This is a genomic window from Cupriavidus phytohabitans (assembly GCF_017815025.1).
In the GTDB taxonomy this organism is placed as follows: domain Bacteria; phylum Pseudomonadota; class Gammaproteobacteria; order Burkholderiales; family Burkholderiaceae; genus Cupriavidus.
The window spans coordinates 40,124-53,887 of record NZ_JAGIQB010000007.1; the positions used below are offsets into that span (position 1 = coordinate 40,124).

At 67.3% G+C, this 13,764-nt stretch carries 11 protein-coding genes; 3 read left to right on the forward strand and 8 right to left on the reverse strand.

The genetic code is table 11. From position 1 onward, the window contains the following. The first annotated feature begins 12 nt into the window (after positions 1 to 12). A complete protein-coding gene (locus tag J8I34_RS06605; RefSeq protein ID WP_209756514.1) occupies positions 13 to 348 on the forward strand; it encodes a 4a-hydroxytetrahydrobiopterin dehydratase in 336 nt (111 codons plus the stop codon). Positions 349 to 429: 81 nt separating this feature from the next. On the opposite strand, the gene J8I34_RS06610 is transcribed toward J8I34_RS06605, so the two are convergent. The 8 genes from J8I34_RS06610 to J8I34_RS06645 all read right to left on the reverse strand — a co-directional run bounded on the left by J8I34_RS06610 (position 430) and on the right by J8I34_RS06645 (position 8,594). Beyond that, complete coding sequence (locus J8I34_RS06610) at positions 430 to 1,035, reverse strand: nucleotidyltransferase family protein (protein ID WP_209767991.1); 606 nt, start codon at positions 1,033 to 1,035, stop codon at positions 430 to 432. A gap of 23 nt (positions 1,036 to 1,058) precedes the next feature. Beyond that, positions 1,059 to 2,099, reverse strand: a complete 1,041-nt coding sequence (locus J8I34_RS06615; RefSeq protein ID WP_209767997.1) for an XdhC family protein — start codon at positions 2,097 to 2,099, stop codon at positions 1,059 to 1,061. Continuing rightward, on the reverse strand, positions 2,072 to 2,629 hold the full coding sequence (locus tag J8I34_RS06620; RefSeq protein WP_209767999.1) for an SRPBCC family protein: 558 nt from the start codon (positions 2,627 to 2,629) through the stop codon (positions 2,072 to 2,074). Before J8I34_RS06620 ends, J8I34_RS06615 begins: the two co-directional genes overlap by 28 nt. Beyond that, positions 2,620 to 3,876, reverse strand: coding sequence for a vWA domain-containing protein (locus J8I34_RS06625; RefSeq protein WP_371748048.1), 1,257 nt, complete (start codon positions 3,874 to 3,876; stop codon positions 2,620 to 2,622). The genes J8I34_RS06620 and J8I34_RS06625 overlap by 10 nt, the downstream gene beginning before the upstream one ends. 3 nt (positions 3,877 to 3,879) lie before the next feature. Further along, positions 3,880 to 4,776: an AAA family ATPase gene (locus J8I34_RS06630; RefSeq protein WP_029048509.1), complete on the reverse strand. Its 897-nt coding sequence runs from the start codon at positions 4,774 to 4,776 to the stop codon at positions 3,880 to 3,882. Positions 4,777 to 4,876: 100 nt separating this feature from the next. After that, positions 4,877 to 5,677 (reverse strand): FAD binding domain-containing protein, encoded by an 801-nt coding sequence (locus J8I34_RS06635; protein WP_209805668.1) that lies wholly within the window; start codon positions 5,675 to 5,677, stop codon positions 4,877 to 4,879. A 23-nt stretch (positions 5,678 to 5,700) separates the two neighbouring features. Further along, positions 5,701 to 8,085, reverse strand: coding sequence for a xanthine dehydrogenase family protein molybdopterin-binding subunit (locus J8I34_RS06640; RefSeq protein WP_209805669.1), 2,385 nt, complete (start codon positions 8,083 to 8,085; stop codon positions 5,701 to 5,703). An 11-nt stretch (positions 8,086 to 8,096) separates the two neighbouring features. Continuing rightward, positions 8,097 to 8,594: a (2Fe-2S)-binding protein gene (locus J8I34_RS06645; protein WP_029048512.1), complete on the reverse strand. Its 498-nt coding sequence runs from the start codon at positions 8,592 to 8,594 to the stop codon at positions 8,097 to 8,099. A 355-nt stretch (positions 8,595 to 8,949) separates the two neighbouring features. Between J8I34_RS06645 and J8I34_RS06650 the strand changes: the two genes are divergently transcribed. Beyond that, positions 8,950 to 9,528 (forward strand): YqaA family protein, encoded by a 579-nt coding sequence (locus J8I34_RS06650; RefSeq protein WP_209805670.1) that lies wholly within the window; start codon positions 8,950 to 8,952, stop codon positions 9,526 to 9,528. Between the two features lie 180 nt (positions 9,529 to 9,708). Continuing rightward, positions 9,709 to 13,683, forward strand: a complete 3,975-nt coding sequence (locus tag J8I34_RS06655) for a DUF3683 domain-containing protein (protein WP_209805671.1) — start codon at positions 9,709 to 9,711, stop codon at positions 13,681 to 13,683. The last annotated feature ends 81 nt before the right edge of the window (positions 13,684 to 13,764 follow it).

Below are 13,764 nucleotides of genomic sequence, written 5' to 3' on the forward strand. Positions count from 1 at the left end.
GGGAGTAGGACTATGAGTGAAGATCTGGCATCGCAAACTTGCACGCCGTGCCGCGGCGGGGTTCCGCCGTTGACGCCTGACGAGGCTGAGGCGTTATTGCCGCAGGCACCGGGATGGGATTTGGTGGATGGGGCTACGCGGCTGGAGAGGCGGTTTGCTTTTCCCAATTTCGCCGAGGCGCTGGCGTTTGTTGCCCGCGTTGGTCAGCTGGCGGAAGAGCAGGGGCATCATCCGGAGATCAGCTTTGGGTGGGGGCATGCCACGGTTTCCTGGCGGACCAAGAAGATCAAGGGGCTGCATCGGAATGATTTTATTATGGCGGTGAAGACGGGGGAGTTGGTGGGGTAGGGTGTTTATTCTGATAGTGCCTTGCGGCTGGCATCAGGTGGATATCAAATATCCACCTGATGCCGGCCCGCAGGGAAAAAATCACCCCAAATCCCCCGGCGTATCAATATCCCGAAACGCCCCCTCATCCTCAGTCAATATCCGCGTCACCGGCTTCCCCTGAAGAAATCCCCGCGCCCCTTCATCCCCATCGAGCTTCAGCAGGTCGTCCCGCCAGGCAGCACCGAAGCCCACGGGATGCCCGCGCTGGCCATTGCGCCATGGCGCGGCAATCGTTTCAGGGGTGGTGATCGTCAGCGCCACCGCCCGTACCAGTTCCATCGGCAGCCAGGGCATGTCAGCAAGCGCAACCACCCATCCCCGCGCATCAGGCGTCGCCGCCACCGCCGCGCGCAGCGCGGCACCCATGCCCTGCTCGGCGTCGGCCGATTCGAGCACACGGCACCCCCCGCGCCTGAGCTCTTCCGCCAGCGCGGGATTTCCCGGCCGGATCACCGCAATCGAATCCGGCAACGCCGCCGCCAACGTACGCGCACTGCGCCAGGCAACCGTGCGCCCACCGGGCAACACTTCAAGCAGCTTGTTCCGCGTGCCGGCAGCATCGAACCGTCGGCCAAAACCCGCCGCCAGCAAAATCCCGGTAGGCAGGTCGGTGCGAAGCAAGGGAGCATTGGGAGCGGCAGTCATGGCGGGCACTCGGCTATCACGCGTCAGGTCGACGGACCAGGGGAAACATCGCAGCTGCTGCCGGTGCTGGCAGCCATCTCGCGCGCGGCCTTGGCGCCTTCCACCTGCAGGATGTCCGGCAGCGACACATGGTTCTTGGCCGCAACCACTTCGGCCAGAATCGAGATGGCGATTTCCGGCGGCGTACGGCTGCCAATATAGATGCCAACCGGCCCATGCAGCCGCGCCAGCTGCAACTCGGTCAGATCGAATTCCTTCAGCCGCTCGCGCCGCGCCTGGTTGTTGCGGCGCGAACCCAGGGCTCCCACATAGAAAGCCCTGGTGCGCAGCGCTTCCATCAGCGCCAGGTCATCCAGCTTGGGATCGTGCGTCAGCGCAATCACCGCGCAGCGCTCGTCCAGCTTCATGTCCATCACGGTGTCGTCCGGCATGGTGCGCACCATGGTCACGCCGGGGATGTCCCAGGTTTCCGTGTATTCCTCGCGCGGATCGCACACGGTGACCTGGAAGCCCAGCCCGACGGCGATCTGGCACAGGTACTTGGACAACTGCCCCGCGCCGATCACCAGCATGCGGTAGCGCGGACCGTGGATGGTCAGCAGCGTCTTGCCGTCGAAGACCAGCCCGTCGGTGGCACTGGCCGGCCCCAGCGTGGCGACGCCCGTAGCCATGTCGAGCGTGCGCGCGACCAGCCGGCCGTTTTCCATGGCATCGAGCAATTCGGCGATGCCGCTGGCCGGCTTGAGCGGCTCGGCGACCAGTTCGATGGTGCCGCCGCAGGGCAGCCCGAACCGGTGGGCTTCCTCGGCGCTGATGCCGTACTTGATGGCCTCGGGCTGGTCCGACGTGATGCCTTGCCGGCGCACGCGGTCGATGATGTCGTCTTCGATGCAGCCGCCCGAGACCGAGCCGACCACCAGGCCATCATCACGCACCGCCAGCATCGCGCCCTCGGGGCGGGGCGACGAGCCCCAGGTGCGCACTACCGTGACCAGCAGCACGCGATGGCCCTGTTGCTGCCAGTGCACGCTGTTCTTCAGGACTTCGAGATCCACGCTGTCCATGATCGTTTCCGCTTCGGTTCCTCTGTCTGTTCATTCTCGCCGGCGGCTGCGGCGGGGGCGCCCTCGGCCGCTGGCGTTTCTTGTGTGGTGTCCGGTGTGACCGCCTCGGTGAAGCGCGCAAAGAAGGTATCCGCCAGCTTGCGCGCTGCGGCGTCCACCAGCCGCGAGCCGATCTGTGCGATCTTGCCTCCCACATGGGCGTCGACGGTGTACGTCAGCACGGTCTCGTCGCCGTCAGGCTCCAGCTTCACGCGGGCAGTACCCTTGCCGAATCCGGCCGCGCCACCCTGGCCGTCGAAGCGGATGGTGTAGCTGTCCGGAGCCTGGATGTCTTCCAGCGCCATGCGGCCCTTGAAGCGCGCCTTGACCGGGCCTACCGCGGCCGTCATGGCCACCTGGTAGGCATTGTCGCCGTCGGGCTCGATACTCTCACATCCGGGGATGCATTGCTTGAGCAGCGCGGTGTCGTTGAGCGCTTCCCATGCCACCTGCTGGGGAATCGGCAGGCGCTGGCTCTGGTTCATTTCCATGGCGGGGCTTCCTTTCTTGGTGGGTTGGTGGCGCCGGCCCGCGCGGGGCCGCCCTGGTCGGACAGCAGGGATTCGAGCGCCAGCAGGCTATCCAGGTTGTGCGCCGGACGCAGCGCGTCGACATGCGGCAGGATCGCCTGCACGCCGCGCGCCTGCGGCGTGAATCCAGGGTAGCGCAGCAGCGGGTTGAGCCAGACGATGCGGTGCGCAAAGCGGCGCAAGCGAGCCATTTCGTCGCCGAGCAGGTCGATATGCTCGTGGTCGAGCCCGTCGGTAACCAGCAGCACGGTGGCGCGCCCGGACAGCGTGCGGCGCGCCCAGTGGCGGTTGAAGCTCGCCAGCGCGGCGCCGATGCGGGTGCCGCCGGCCCAGTCGCGCACCTGGCCTGTGATCACGGCGACGGCTTCGTCGGGGTCGCGTTCGCGCAGCGAGCGGGTGATGTTGGTCAGCCGGGTGCCGAACAGGAACACCGACAGCCGCTCGCGCGACTGCATCAGCGCATGGCAGAAGTACAGCACCGCGCGCGAGTACTGGCTCATCGAGCCGGATATGTCGAGCAGCAGCACCAACGGCGGCTTGCGCTCGGCGTGCTTGCGGAATTTCCAGCGCAGCCATTCTCCGTGCTGGCGCACCGCCAGCCGCGCGCTGGCGCGCAGGTCGGCGTGCGTGCCGCAGGTGGCGGCGCGCAGCCGGCGCGTGCGCTGCAGTGCAAGGTGCGTGCGCCGGGTGCGTACCAGGTGCTGCAGCGCACGCCATTCCTGCGCGGTCAGGGTTTCGAAGTCGCGCTGCGCCAGGCGTTCCTGGTCGGAGAAGGTCAGCGGCACGTGGATGCGTTCCGCCTCGGTCTGCGCCGGGCGTGATGGCATTTCCGGCCGGCGCGCGGCCAGCGCATCGGCAAGGCGGTTGCTGCGCCTGGGCGGCGGCGCCCCCGCGTCGACGCGCGGCAGCAGCAGCGCGCGCAGCTTGCCTTCCCAGTCGGGGTCGCGCCAGAACAGGTCGAAGGCGGCGTCGAACAGCGGCCGCTGGTCGGGGCCGGACAGCACCAGTGCCGCCAGCGCGGCGCGCACGTCGTCGCGCCGGCCGATGTCGACCAGGCGCAGCGCGGTCAGTGCATCGACAGCGTGTGCCGGCGACAGGGCGAAGCCGCCGTCGCGCAGCAGCCGCATGAAGTGGGTGACGTTGCGCGCCAGCACCGGCAGTCCTGCTTGCGGACCGCCGCTGCGCGCCGCGGGGTGCAGCACGGGCACGGTTCAGCCTCCCGGCGCGGCGCCCGCCAGCAGTTCCGCCACGGTGGGGCCGTCGACGCGCGCCAGGTCGTCCTGGTACTTGAGCAGCACGCCCAGCGTGTCGCGCACCGATTGCGGGTCGAGCTCGGTCACGCCCAGCGCCGCCAGCGCGCGGCACCAGTCGATGGCTTCGGCGATGCCGGGCGCCTTGAACAGGTCGATGCCGCGCAGCCGGTGCACGAAGTCGATCGCCTGCGCCTGCAGCGCCGCGGCGGCCTCGGGTGCGCGCGCCGCGACGATCTGCAGTTCGCGGTCGCGCTCCGGATAGCCCACCCACTGGTACAGGCAACGGCGCTTGAGCGCGTCATGGACCTCGCGCGTGCGGTTGGAGGTGATCACGATCAGCGGCGGCCGCTCGGCGCGGATCACGCCGATTTCGGGAATCGAAACCTGGAATTCGGACAGCACCTCAAGCAGGAAGGCCTCGAACGGTTCGTCGGCGCGGTCGATCTCGTCGATCAGCAGCACGCGCGGCACGCCAGGTGCGGCGGGATCGGGCAGCAGCGACTCCAGCAGCGGGCGCTTGAGCAGGTAGTCGTCGTGGTACAGCGATTGTGCCTCGGGCCGCTCGCCGCGGGCTTCGGCCAGGCGCAGCGCCATGATCTGGCGGGGGTAGTCCCATTCGTACAGCGCGCTGGCGGCATCGAGTCCTTCATAGCACTGCAGCCGCAGCAGCCGCGTGCCGAGCACGCCTGCCATCGCCTGCGCCAGCGCGGTCTTGCCGACGCCGGGCTCGCCTTCGAGGAACAGCGGGCGCTGCATGCGCAGGGCAAGGTAGAGCACCGTGGCGGTTTCGCGGTCGGCGAAGTATTGCTGGCGTTCGAGTAGGGCGAGGGTGTCGTCGATGGAGGTGGGGAGCATGGGGCGATCTATATTGCCGACGCGTCTCGCACGCCAGCGGTTTGCTCCCCTCTCCCGCCTGCGGGAGAGGGGAGACCACAACGGGAGCGGCGAAGCGCCACTAGCCTTTCCCGGCCGCCTCCACCGCCCTTGCCGCCAGCACCGGAATCAGATGCGCCCGGTACTCCGCCGACGCATGCAGGTCGGTATTCAGCTGCCCCGCATCGACCTTCACGCCGCGCGCCGCCTGCGCGCTGAAGTTGGCGGAAAGCGCCTGCTCCAGCGGCTGGCACCGGAACACGCTGTCGGCAGCCCCGGTGACCGCCACGCGCACCGTATTCCCGAAGCGCGCCACCATCACCCCCACCAGCGCAAAGCGCGATGCCGGATTGTGGAATTTCACATACGCCGCCTGGTCGGGAATCGGAAAGCGCACCGCGGTAATCAGCTCATCCGGCTCCAGCGCGGTCTCATACAGCCCCTTGAAAAAGTCATCCGCCGCGATGCTGCGCCGGTCCGTGACCACGGTGGCGCCCAGCCCCAGCACCGCCGCCGGATAGCAGGCCGCCGGATCATCATTCGCCAGCGCGCCGCCGATGGTTCCCATCGCGCGCACCTGCCTGTCGCCGATGCCGCCGGCCAGCGCCGCCAGCGCCGGGATGCGCTGGCGCACCTCGGCGTTCTCGGCCACGTCGGCATGGCGCGCGGCGGCGCCGATGACGATCTCTTTGCCATCGACGCGAATCTCGGCCATGCCGGGGATGCGCGCCACGTCGACCAGCGTCGAAGGCGATGCCAGCCGCAGCTTCATCGCCGCCAGCAGGCTCTGGCCGCCGGCAAGGAACTTGGCATCGGGATCGGCCTTGAGCCTGGCCACCGCCGCCTTGGCATCCGCGGCGCGTTCAAAGTTGAATGCGTACATGTCGGTTTCCTTTGCGGTGCGGGTCAGGGGCGCGCGGCCTGGATCGCCTGCCATACGCGATGCGGCGTGGCGGGCATCTGCACATCCTTCACGCCCAGCGGCGACAGCGCATCGACCAGCGCGTTGATGAACGCCGGCGGCGAGCCGATCGCGCCGGCCTCGCCGCAGCCCTTCACGCCCAGCGGGTTGTGCGTGCACGGTGTGCCGCTGGCGGTCTCGACGGTGAAATCGGGCAGGTCGGCGGCGCGCGGCATGGCGTAATCCATGTAGGAGCCAGTCAGCAACTGGCCGCTGTCGTCGTACACACACTGCTCCAGCATGGCCTGTCCCAGCCCCTGGCCGATGCCGCCATGCACCTGGCCTTCGACGATCATCGGGTTGATGATGTTGCCGAAGTCGTCGACAGCGGTGAACTTGACCACCTGCGACTCGCCGGTGTCGGGATCGACCTCCACCTCGCAGACATAGGCGCCCGATGGATAGGTGAAGTTGGTCGGGTCGTAGAACGCGTTTTCGTTGAGGCCCGGTTCCAGCTTGTCGAGCGGGTAGTTGTGCGGCACGTAGGCGCTCAGCGCGACCTCGCCGAAGGTCTTGGTCCGGTCCGTGCCCGCCACGCGGAACACGCCGTTGCTGAACTCGATGTCGTTGTCCGACGCCTCCAGCAGGTGCGCGGCGATCTTCTTGGCCTTGGCCTCGATCTTGTCGAGCGCCTTGACGATGGCCGAGCCGCCCACCGCCAGCGAGCGCGAGCCGTAGGTGCCCATGCCGAACGGCACGCGCCCGGTGTCGCCGTGCACGATCTCGACCTGGTCGAGCTGCAGCCCCAGGCGGTCGGCCACCACTTGCGCGAAGGTGGTCTCGTGCCCCTGGCCGTGGCTGTGCGAGCCGGTGAAGACCGTCACCGTGCCGGTCGGATGCACGCGGATCTCGCCGACTTCGAACAGCCCCGCGCGTGCGCCGAGTGCTCCGGCGATGTTGGAAGGTGCGAGACCGCACGCTTCGATGTAGCAGGAATAGCCGAGGCCACGCAGCTTGCCGCGCTGCTTCGCTTCATCGCGCCGTGCCGGGAATCCCTTGACGTCGGCCAGTTCCTGCGCGCGCGCCAGGCAGGGCTCGTAGTCGCCGGTATCGTAGGTCAGCCCCACCGGGGTGGCATACGGGAACTGCCGGATGAAGTTCTTGCGGCGCAGTTCGGCCGGATCCGTCTTCAGCTCGTGCGCGGCGGTTTCGACCAGCCTTTCGACCACGAAGGTCGCTTCGGGCCGTCCCGCGCCGCGGTAGGCATCGACCGGCGCGGTGTTGGTGAACACCGCCTTGACCTCCGCATAGATCGCCGGCGTGGAGTACTGGCCGGCCAGCAGCGTCGCGTACAGGATGGTCGGCACGCTGCTGGCGAAGGTCGACAGGTACGCGCCCATGTTGGCGACCGTATGCACGCGCATCGCCAGGAACTTGCCGTCGGCATCGAGCGCCAGCTCGGCCTTGGTCACGTGGTCGCGGCCGTGCGCGTCGGTCAGGAAGGACTCGCTACGGTCGGCGGTCCACTTGACCGGGCGGCCGACCTTCTTCGATGCCCACGTCAGCGCCACGTCTTCCGGATACAGGAAGATCTTGGAACCGAAGCCGCCGCCCACGTCGGGCGCGATGATGCGCAGCCGCGATTCCGGCAGCCCCAGCACGAACGCGCCCATCAGCAGGCGTTCGACGTGCGGGTTCTGGTTGGCAACGTAGACGGTGTAGCTGTCGTCCTGGCGCGTATAGCTGGCGTTGACCGCGCGCGGCTCGATCGCGTTGGGGATGAGCCGGTTGTTGACGATCTCCAGCGTGGTCACGTGCGCGGCCTTGGCAAAGGCGGCGTCGGTGGCGGCCTTGTCGCCGTGGCCCCAGGTGTAGCACGTGTTGGCCGGCACGTCGTCGTGCACCAGCGTCGAAGCCGACGCCGCATCCGCGGCGCGGACCACGGCGGGCAGCTCTTCGTAGTCGACGTCGATCTTCTCGGCTGCGTCGCGTGCCTGCAGCAGCGTCTCGGCGATCACCAGCGCCACCTGGTCGCCCACGTGGCGCACCTTGCCCTGTGCGATCACCGGGTGCGGAGGCTCTTTCATCGGCGAGCCGTCGATGCTGTGGATCAGCCAGCCGCAGGGCAGGCCGCCCACCTTGTCGGCGGCGAGGTCGTCGCCGGTCAGCACGGCGATCACGCCGGGCGCGGCCAGCGCCTCGGTCTTGTCGATCGAGCGGATGCGCGCATGCGCATACGGCGAGCGCAGGAAATACGCGTAGCTCTGCTGCGGCAGCACGATGTCGTCGGTGTACTGGCCGTTGCCCGTCAGGTAGCGGTAGTCTTCCTTGCGCTTGACCGGTGCGCCCACCAGGCGCCCGGGGGTGTCGTGTGTGTCGGGTGCGTTCATGGCGTCTCCCCTTATTCCGCGCTGGCGGCCGTGCCCTGCATGGCCGCCTGGCCCTGCTGCACCGCACGCACGATGTTGTGGTAGCCGGTGCAGCGGCACAGGTTGCCTTCCAGGTGCGCGCGGATGGTCGCGGCGTCGGCGCCGGGATGTTCCCGGACCAGCGCGGTCGCGCTCATCACCATGCCCGGCGTGCAGAAGCCGCATTGCAGCCCGTGGCATTCGCGGAAGGCTTCCTGCATCGGGTGCAGGCCATTGCCAGGCTTGTCGCCTGCCAGCCCTTCGATGGTGGTCACGGTGGCGCCGTCCGCCTGCAGCGCCAGGATGTTGCACGACTTGACCGCCCTGCCATCCATATGGACCGTGCAGGCGCCGCACTGCGCGGTGTCGCAGCCGACGTGCGTGCCGGTCAGGCGCAGCTGTTCGCGCAGGAACTGGACCAGAAGGGTGTTGGGTTCTACCTGCGCGTCAACGGGCTTGCCGTTGACCGTCAGGCGGATCGGAATCGCCATGCTTGTCTCCATGTGGGGTGGACGCGCATGACCAATTCCCAGATCCCGAAAGCAACTGCGCGGGACTGGCCACGACGCGGTACTGCCGCTTGGTATTGCCGCTCAGGACGGCTATAGGACGGCTAATTCGTGATATTGGTGCTGCTGCTGCAACTGCTCCAGGTGCGCCAGCGAACGCTGGGGCCGGCGCATTGGCACGGCCGGCGAACGTTTGGCCGCGACAGGCTCTAACAGTTAATCACAAATCCCTGACAGGTGCCATGAGGTTTGCCCGCGCCCCAACCGGGGTAGGGCGCCTCGCTTCGGACTGACCGGGCCGCTGCTAGAATGGCCCGGCCCTCCTGCCTGCCCCGACATGGAAGCCTTCTTCGACTGGCTGTTTCAAACCGTCGCCTTGCCCAAGGTGGGCCTGCCCGCGATCTTCGTGGTCAGCCTGGTGTCGGCCACGCTGCTGCCGCTGGGCTCGGAGCCGGCCGTGTTCGGCTACGTCAAGCTCAATCCCGAGATGTTCTGGCCGGCGATCCTGGTGGCCACCGCCGGCAATACCGTGGGCGGCGCGATCGACTGGTGGCTGGGCTATGCGGCCAAGCTGGCGCTGGTGCGCTACCACCTGCGGCGCCGGGCGCGCGAGCACGAGCTGGAGCACGAACAGCACCGCGAGCACGCGCGCAAGCCGCCCAAGCCCAAGCTCGACGCCAGGTATTTCCGGTGGATGCGCCGGCTGGGTCCGCCCACGCTGCTGCTCTCGTGGCTGCCGGGAATCGGTGATCCTTTGTGCACGCTGGCCGGCTGGCTGCGGCTGTCGTTCTGGCCCAGCCTGGCCTGGATGGCCGTCGGCAAGTTCCTGCGCTACCTGGCAATGACTGCCAGCCTGCTATGGATTCCGGACAGTTTCTGGCAGAACATTGCGCAAACTTTCAAGTCTTTCTTCTGAAGAAAGTGCCTCAAGGGTCATATGTCGGGTGACGTCATCAGCCCCGGGCCACGCCTAATCCCTTGTTCCGACAAGGATTCCGCTTTGTTGCAGTGCGGCGAAACCGGGCCTTGCAGTACAATCGCCCTTTAATGAACGATTCGCGCACTGTCCCCGTGCGCAGCAGGAAGCGGTCCCCCCATGAACGCCCCACTCGTGCTCGACGCCAAGCTCGCCGCGCAGGACGCCCCGCCGCGCCTGCGTGAAATTCCTTATAACTACACGTCCTTCTCGGACCGCGAGATTGTCATCCGGCTGCTGGGCGAGGAAGCCTGGCGCATCCTGGACGAGCTGCGCAGCGAGCGCCGCACCGGCCGCTCCGCCCGCATGCTGTACGAGGTGCTGGGCGATATCTGGGTGGTTCGCCGCAATCCCTACCTGCAGGACGACCTGCTGGAAAATCCCAAGCGCCGCCAGATGCTGGTCAGCGCGCTGCACCACCGCCTGAACGAGATCGAGAAGCGCCGCGCCGCCGACCGTGCCGAGCACGCCGAGCCCGCCGCCGAGGACCGCTCGCACCGCGTGGAGCAGCTGGTCGCCTTCGCCAAGCAGGCGATCGAAGACTTCAAGAACGAATTCGCCGCCGCCTACGACCTGCGCAAGCGCGCGCAGCGCGTGCTGGGCCGCGTCACGCAGAAGGACAACATCAAGTTCGATGGCCTGTCGCGCGTGTCGCACGTGACCGACGCCACCGACTGGCGCGTGGAATACCCGTTCGTGGTGCTGACGCCGGATACCGAGGAAGAGATCGCCGGCCTGGTCAAGGGCTGCTTCGAGCTTGGCCTGACCATCATCCCGCGCGGGGGCGGCACCGGCTACACCGGCGGCGCCGTGCCCCTGACGCCGATGAGCGCGGTGATCAATACCGAGAAGCTGGAACAGCTGGGGCCGGTCGAGCAGACCGACCTGCCGGGCGTGTCGCACAAGGTGGCAACCATCTTCTCCGGCGCCGGCGTGGTGACGCGCCGCGTCGCCGATGCCGCCGACCGTGCCGGCCTGGTGTTTGCGGTCGACCCGACTTCGATCGACGCTTCGTGCATCGGCGGCAACGTGGCCATGAACGCCGGCGGCAAGAAGGCCGTGCTGTGGGGCACCGCGCTGGACAACCTGGCCTGGTGGCGCATGGTGGACCCGGAGGGCAACTGGCTGGAAATCACCCGGCTGGACCACAACCTGGGCAAGATCCACGACGTGCCGGTGGCCACCTTCGAGCTGAAGTGGTCGGACGGCAACCGCGCCCCGGGCGAGAAGGTGCTGCGCACCGAGACGCTCGCCATCGAAGGCCGCAAGTTCCGCAAGGAAGGCCTGGGCAAGGACGTTACCGACAAGTTCCTGGCCGGCCTGCCCGGCGTGCAGAAGGAAGGCTGCGACGGCATCATCACCAGCGCGCGCTGGATCCTGCACCGCATGCCGAAGTTCATCCGTACCGTGTGCCTGGAGTTCTTCGGCCAGGCGCGCGACGCCATCCCCAGCATCGTCGAGATCAAGGACTTCCTCGATGCGGAGACCAAGAAGCCCGGCGGCGCCATCCTGGCCGGCCTGGAGCACCTGGACGAGCGCTATCTGCGCGCGGTCGGCTACGCCACCAAGAGCAAGCGCAACGCCTTCCCGAAGATGGTGCTGATCGGCGATATCGTCGGCGACGATGAAGACGCCGTGGCGCGCGCCACCTCGGAAGTGATCCGCATGGCCAACGGCAAGAGCGGCGAAGGCTTTATCGCCGTCAGCCCCGAGGCCCGCAAGAAGTTCTGGCTCGACCGCTCGCGCACCGCCGCGATCGCGAAGCACACCAACGCCTTCAAGATCAACGAAGACGTGGTGATCCCGCTCAACCGCATGGGCGAGTACACCGACGGCATCGAGCGCATCAATATCGAGCTGTCGATCAAGAGCAAGCTGCAGCTGGTCGATGCGCTGGAAGCGTTCTTCGCGCGCGGCAACCTGCCGCTGGGCCGCAGCGACGACGCCAACGAAATCCCCAGCGCCGAGCTGCTGGAAGACCGCGTGCAGCACGCGCTGACGCTGCTGCGCGAGATCCGCGCGCGCTGGCGCTATCTGCAAGACCACCTCGACACGCCGCTGGCGCAGGCCAAGGCCTCGCTGATCGGGCACGGGCTGGGCCTGCTGGGCCAGGAATTCGAAGCGCGGCTGCACCTGCAGCCGGACGCCAGCGTGTTCCACCTGCTGCAGGACCGCACCATCCGCGTGTCGTGGAAGAACGAGATCCGCGCCGAGCTGCGCAAGATCTTCAACGGCGGCGAATTCAAGCCGATCCTGGACGAGGCCCAGAAGATCCACAAGCAGGTGCTGCGCGGCCGCGTCTTCGTGGCGCTGCACATGCACGCCGGCGACGGCAACGTGCACACCAACATCCCGGTCAACTCCGACGACTACGACATGCTGCAGGACGCGCACCGCGCGGTGGCCCGCATCATGGACCTGGCGCGTTCGCTGGACGGCGTGATCTCGGGCGAGCACGGCATCGGCATCACCAAGCTTGAGTTCCTGACCGAGGAAGAGATCGGCGACTTCCGCGCCTACAAGCAGAAGGTCGACCCGCAGGGCCGCTTCAACAAGGGCAAGCTGCTGCCGGGCGCCGACCTGCGCAATGCCTACACGCCGTCGTTCGGCCTGATGGGGCATGAGTCGCTGATCATGCAGCAGAGCGACATCGGCGCCATTGCCGAAAGCGTCAAGGATTGCCTGCGCTGCGGCAAGTGCAAGCCGGTGTGCGCCACGCACGTGCCGCGCGCCAACCTGCTGTACAGCCCGCGCAACAAGATCCTGGCGACCTCGCTGCTGGTCGAGGCCTTCCTGTACGAAGAGCAGACCCGCCGCGGCATCTCGGTCAAGCACTGGGACGAGTTCTCCGACGTGGCCGACCACTGCACGGTGTGCCACAAGTGCGTGACGCCGTGCCCGGTCAAGATCGACTTCGGCGACGTGTCGATGAACATGCGCAACCTGCTGCGCAAGATGGGGCAGAAGAAGTTCAACCCCGGCACCGCGGCGTCGATGTTCTTCCTCAATGCGACCAACCCCGAGACCATCAACCTGACCCGCAAGGTCATGATCGACTGGGGCTACAAGGCGCAGCGCCTGGGCAACGAGGTGCTGAAGAAGCTGGCGAAGAAGCAGACCGCGCACCCGCCCGCGACCGTGGGCAAGCCGCCGGTGCGCGAGCAGGTGATCCACTTCATCAACAAGAAGATGCCGGGCAACCTGCCCAAGAAGACCGCGCGCGCGCTGCTCGACATCGAAGACAACGAGATCGTGCCGATCATCCGCGACCCGAAGGCGACCACGCCGGAATCGGAAGCGGTGTTCTACTTCCCGGGCTGCGGCTCGGAGCGGCTGTTCTCGCAAGTGGGGCTGGCCACGCAGGCGATGCTGTGGCACGTCGGCGTGCAGACCGTGCTGCCGCCGGGCTACCTGTGCTGCGGCTATCCCCAGCGCGGCAGCGGCCAGTACGACAAGGCCGAGAAGATCGTCACCGACAACCGCGTGCTGTTCCACCGCGTGGCCAACACGCTGAACTACCTCGACATCAAGACCGTGGTGGTCAGCTGCGGCACCTGCTACGACCAGCTCGCCGGCTATGAATTCGAGAAGATCTTCCCCGGCTGCCGCATCATCGACATCCACGAGTACCTGCTCGAGAAGGGCGTCAAGCTGGAGGGCGTGACCGGTACGCGCTACATGTACCACGACCCCTGCCACACGCCGATCAAGACCATGGATCCGACCAGGCTGGTCAACGACCTGATGGGCGGCAACCCCGGGCTGGGCAAGATCGAGAAGAACGAGCGCTGCTGCGGCGAGTCGGGCACGCTGGCGGTGACGCGTCCTGACATTTCGACGCAGGTCCGCTTCCGCAAGGAAGAGGAAATGACCAGGGGCGCCGACAAGCTGCGTGCCGACGGCTTCACCGGTGACGTCAAGATCCTGACCAGCTGCCCGTCGTGCCTGCAGGGCCTGTCGCGCTACAAGGAAGATGCGTCGGTGCAGGCGGATTACATCGTGATCGAGATGGCGAAGCACCTGCTGGGCGAGAACTGGATGCCTGAGTACGTGGCGAAGGCCAACGCGGGTGGCATCGAGCGGGTGCTGGTGTAAGACCCGCTGACTCTTCCCGCTGGTTTGCTCCCCTCTCCCCCAACCCCTCTCCCGCAGGCGAGAGAGGGGAGACAACACTCA

Excerpts from the sequence above, each read along its gene's own strand:
- J8I34_RS06640 (WP_209805669.1), bottom strand. The coding sequence starts at position 8,085 with ATGAACGCACCCGACACACACGACACCCCCGGGCGCCTGGTGGGCGCA.
- J8I34_RS06620 (WP_209767999.1), bottom strand. The coding sequence starts at position 2,629 with ATGGAAATGAACCAGAGCCAGCGCCTGCCGATTCCCCAGCAGGTGGCA.
- J8I34_RS06615 (WP_209767997.1), bottom strand. The coding sequence starts at position 2,099 with ATGGACAGCGTGGATCTCGAAGTCCTGAAGAACAGCGTGCACTGGCAG.
- J8I34_RS06650 (WP_209805670.1), top strand. The coding sequence starts at position 8,950 with ATGGAAGCCTTCTTCGACTGGCTGTTTCAAACCGTCGCCTTGCCCAAG.
- J8I34_RS06645 (WP_029048512.1), bottom strand. The coding sequence starts at position 8,594 with ATGGCGATTCCGATCCGCCTGACGGTCAACGGCAAGCCCGTTGACGCG.
- J8I34_RS06655 (WP_209805671.1), top strand. The coding sequence starts at position 9,709 with ATGAACGCCCCACTCGTGCTCGACGCCAAGCTCGCCGCGCAGGACGCC.
- J8I34_RS06635 (WP_209805668.1), bottom strand. The coding sequence starts at position 5,677 with ATGTACGCATTCAACTTTGAACGCGCCGCGGATGCCAAGGCGGCGGTG.
- J8I34_RS06610 (WP_209767991.1), bottom strand. The coding sequence starts at position 1,035 with ATGACTGCCGCTCCCAATGCTCCCTTGCTTCGCACCGACCTGCCTACC.
- J8I34_RS06605 (WP_209756514.1), top strand. The coding sequence starts at position 13 with ATGAGTGAAGATCTGGCATCGCAAACTTGCACGCCGTGCCGCGGCGGG.
- J8I34_RS06630 (WP_029048509.1), bottom strand. The coding sequence starts at position 4,776 with ATGCTCCCCACCTCCATCGACGACACCCTCGCCCTACTCGAACGCCAG.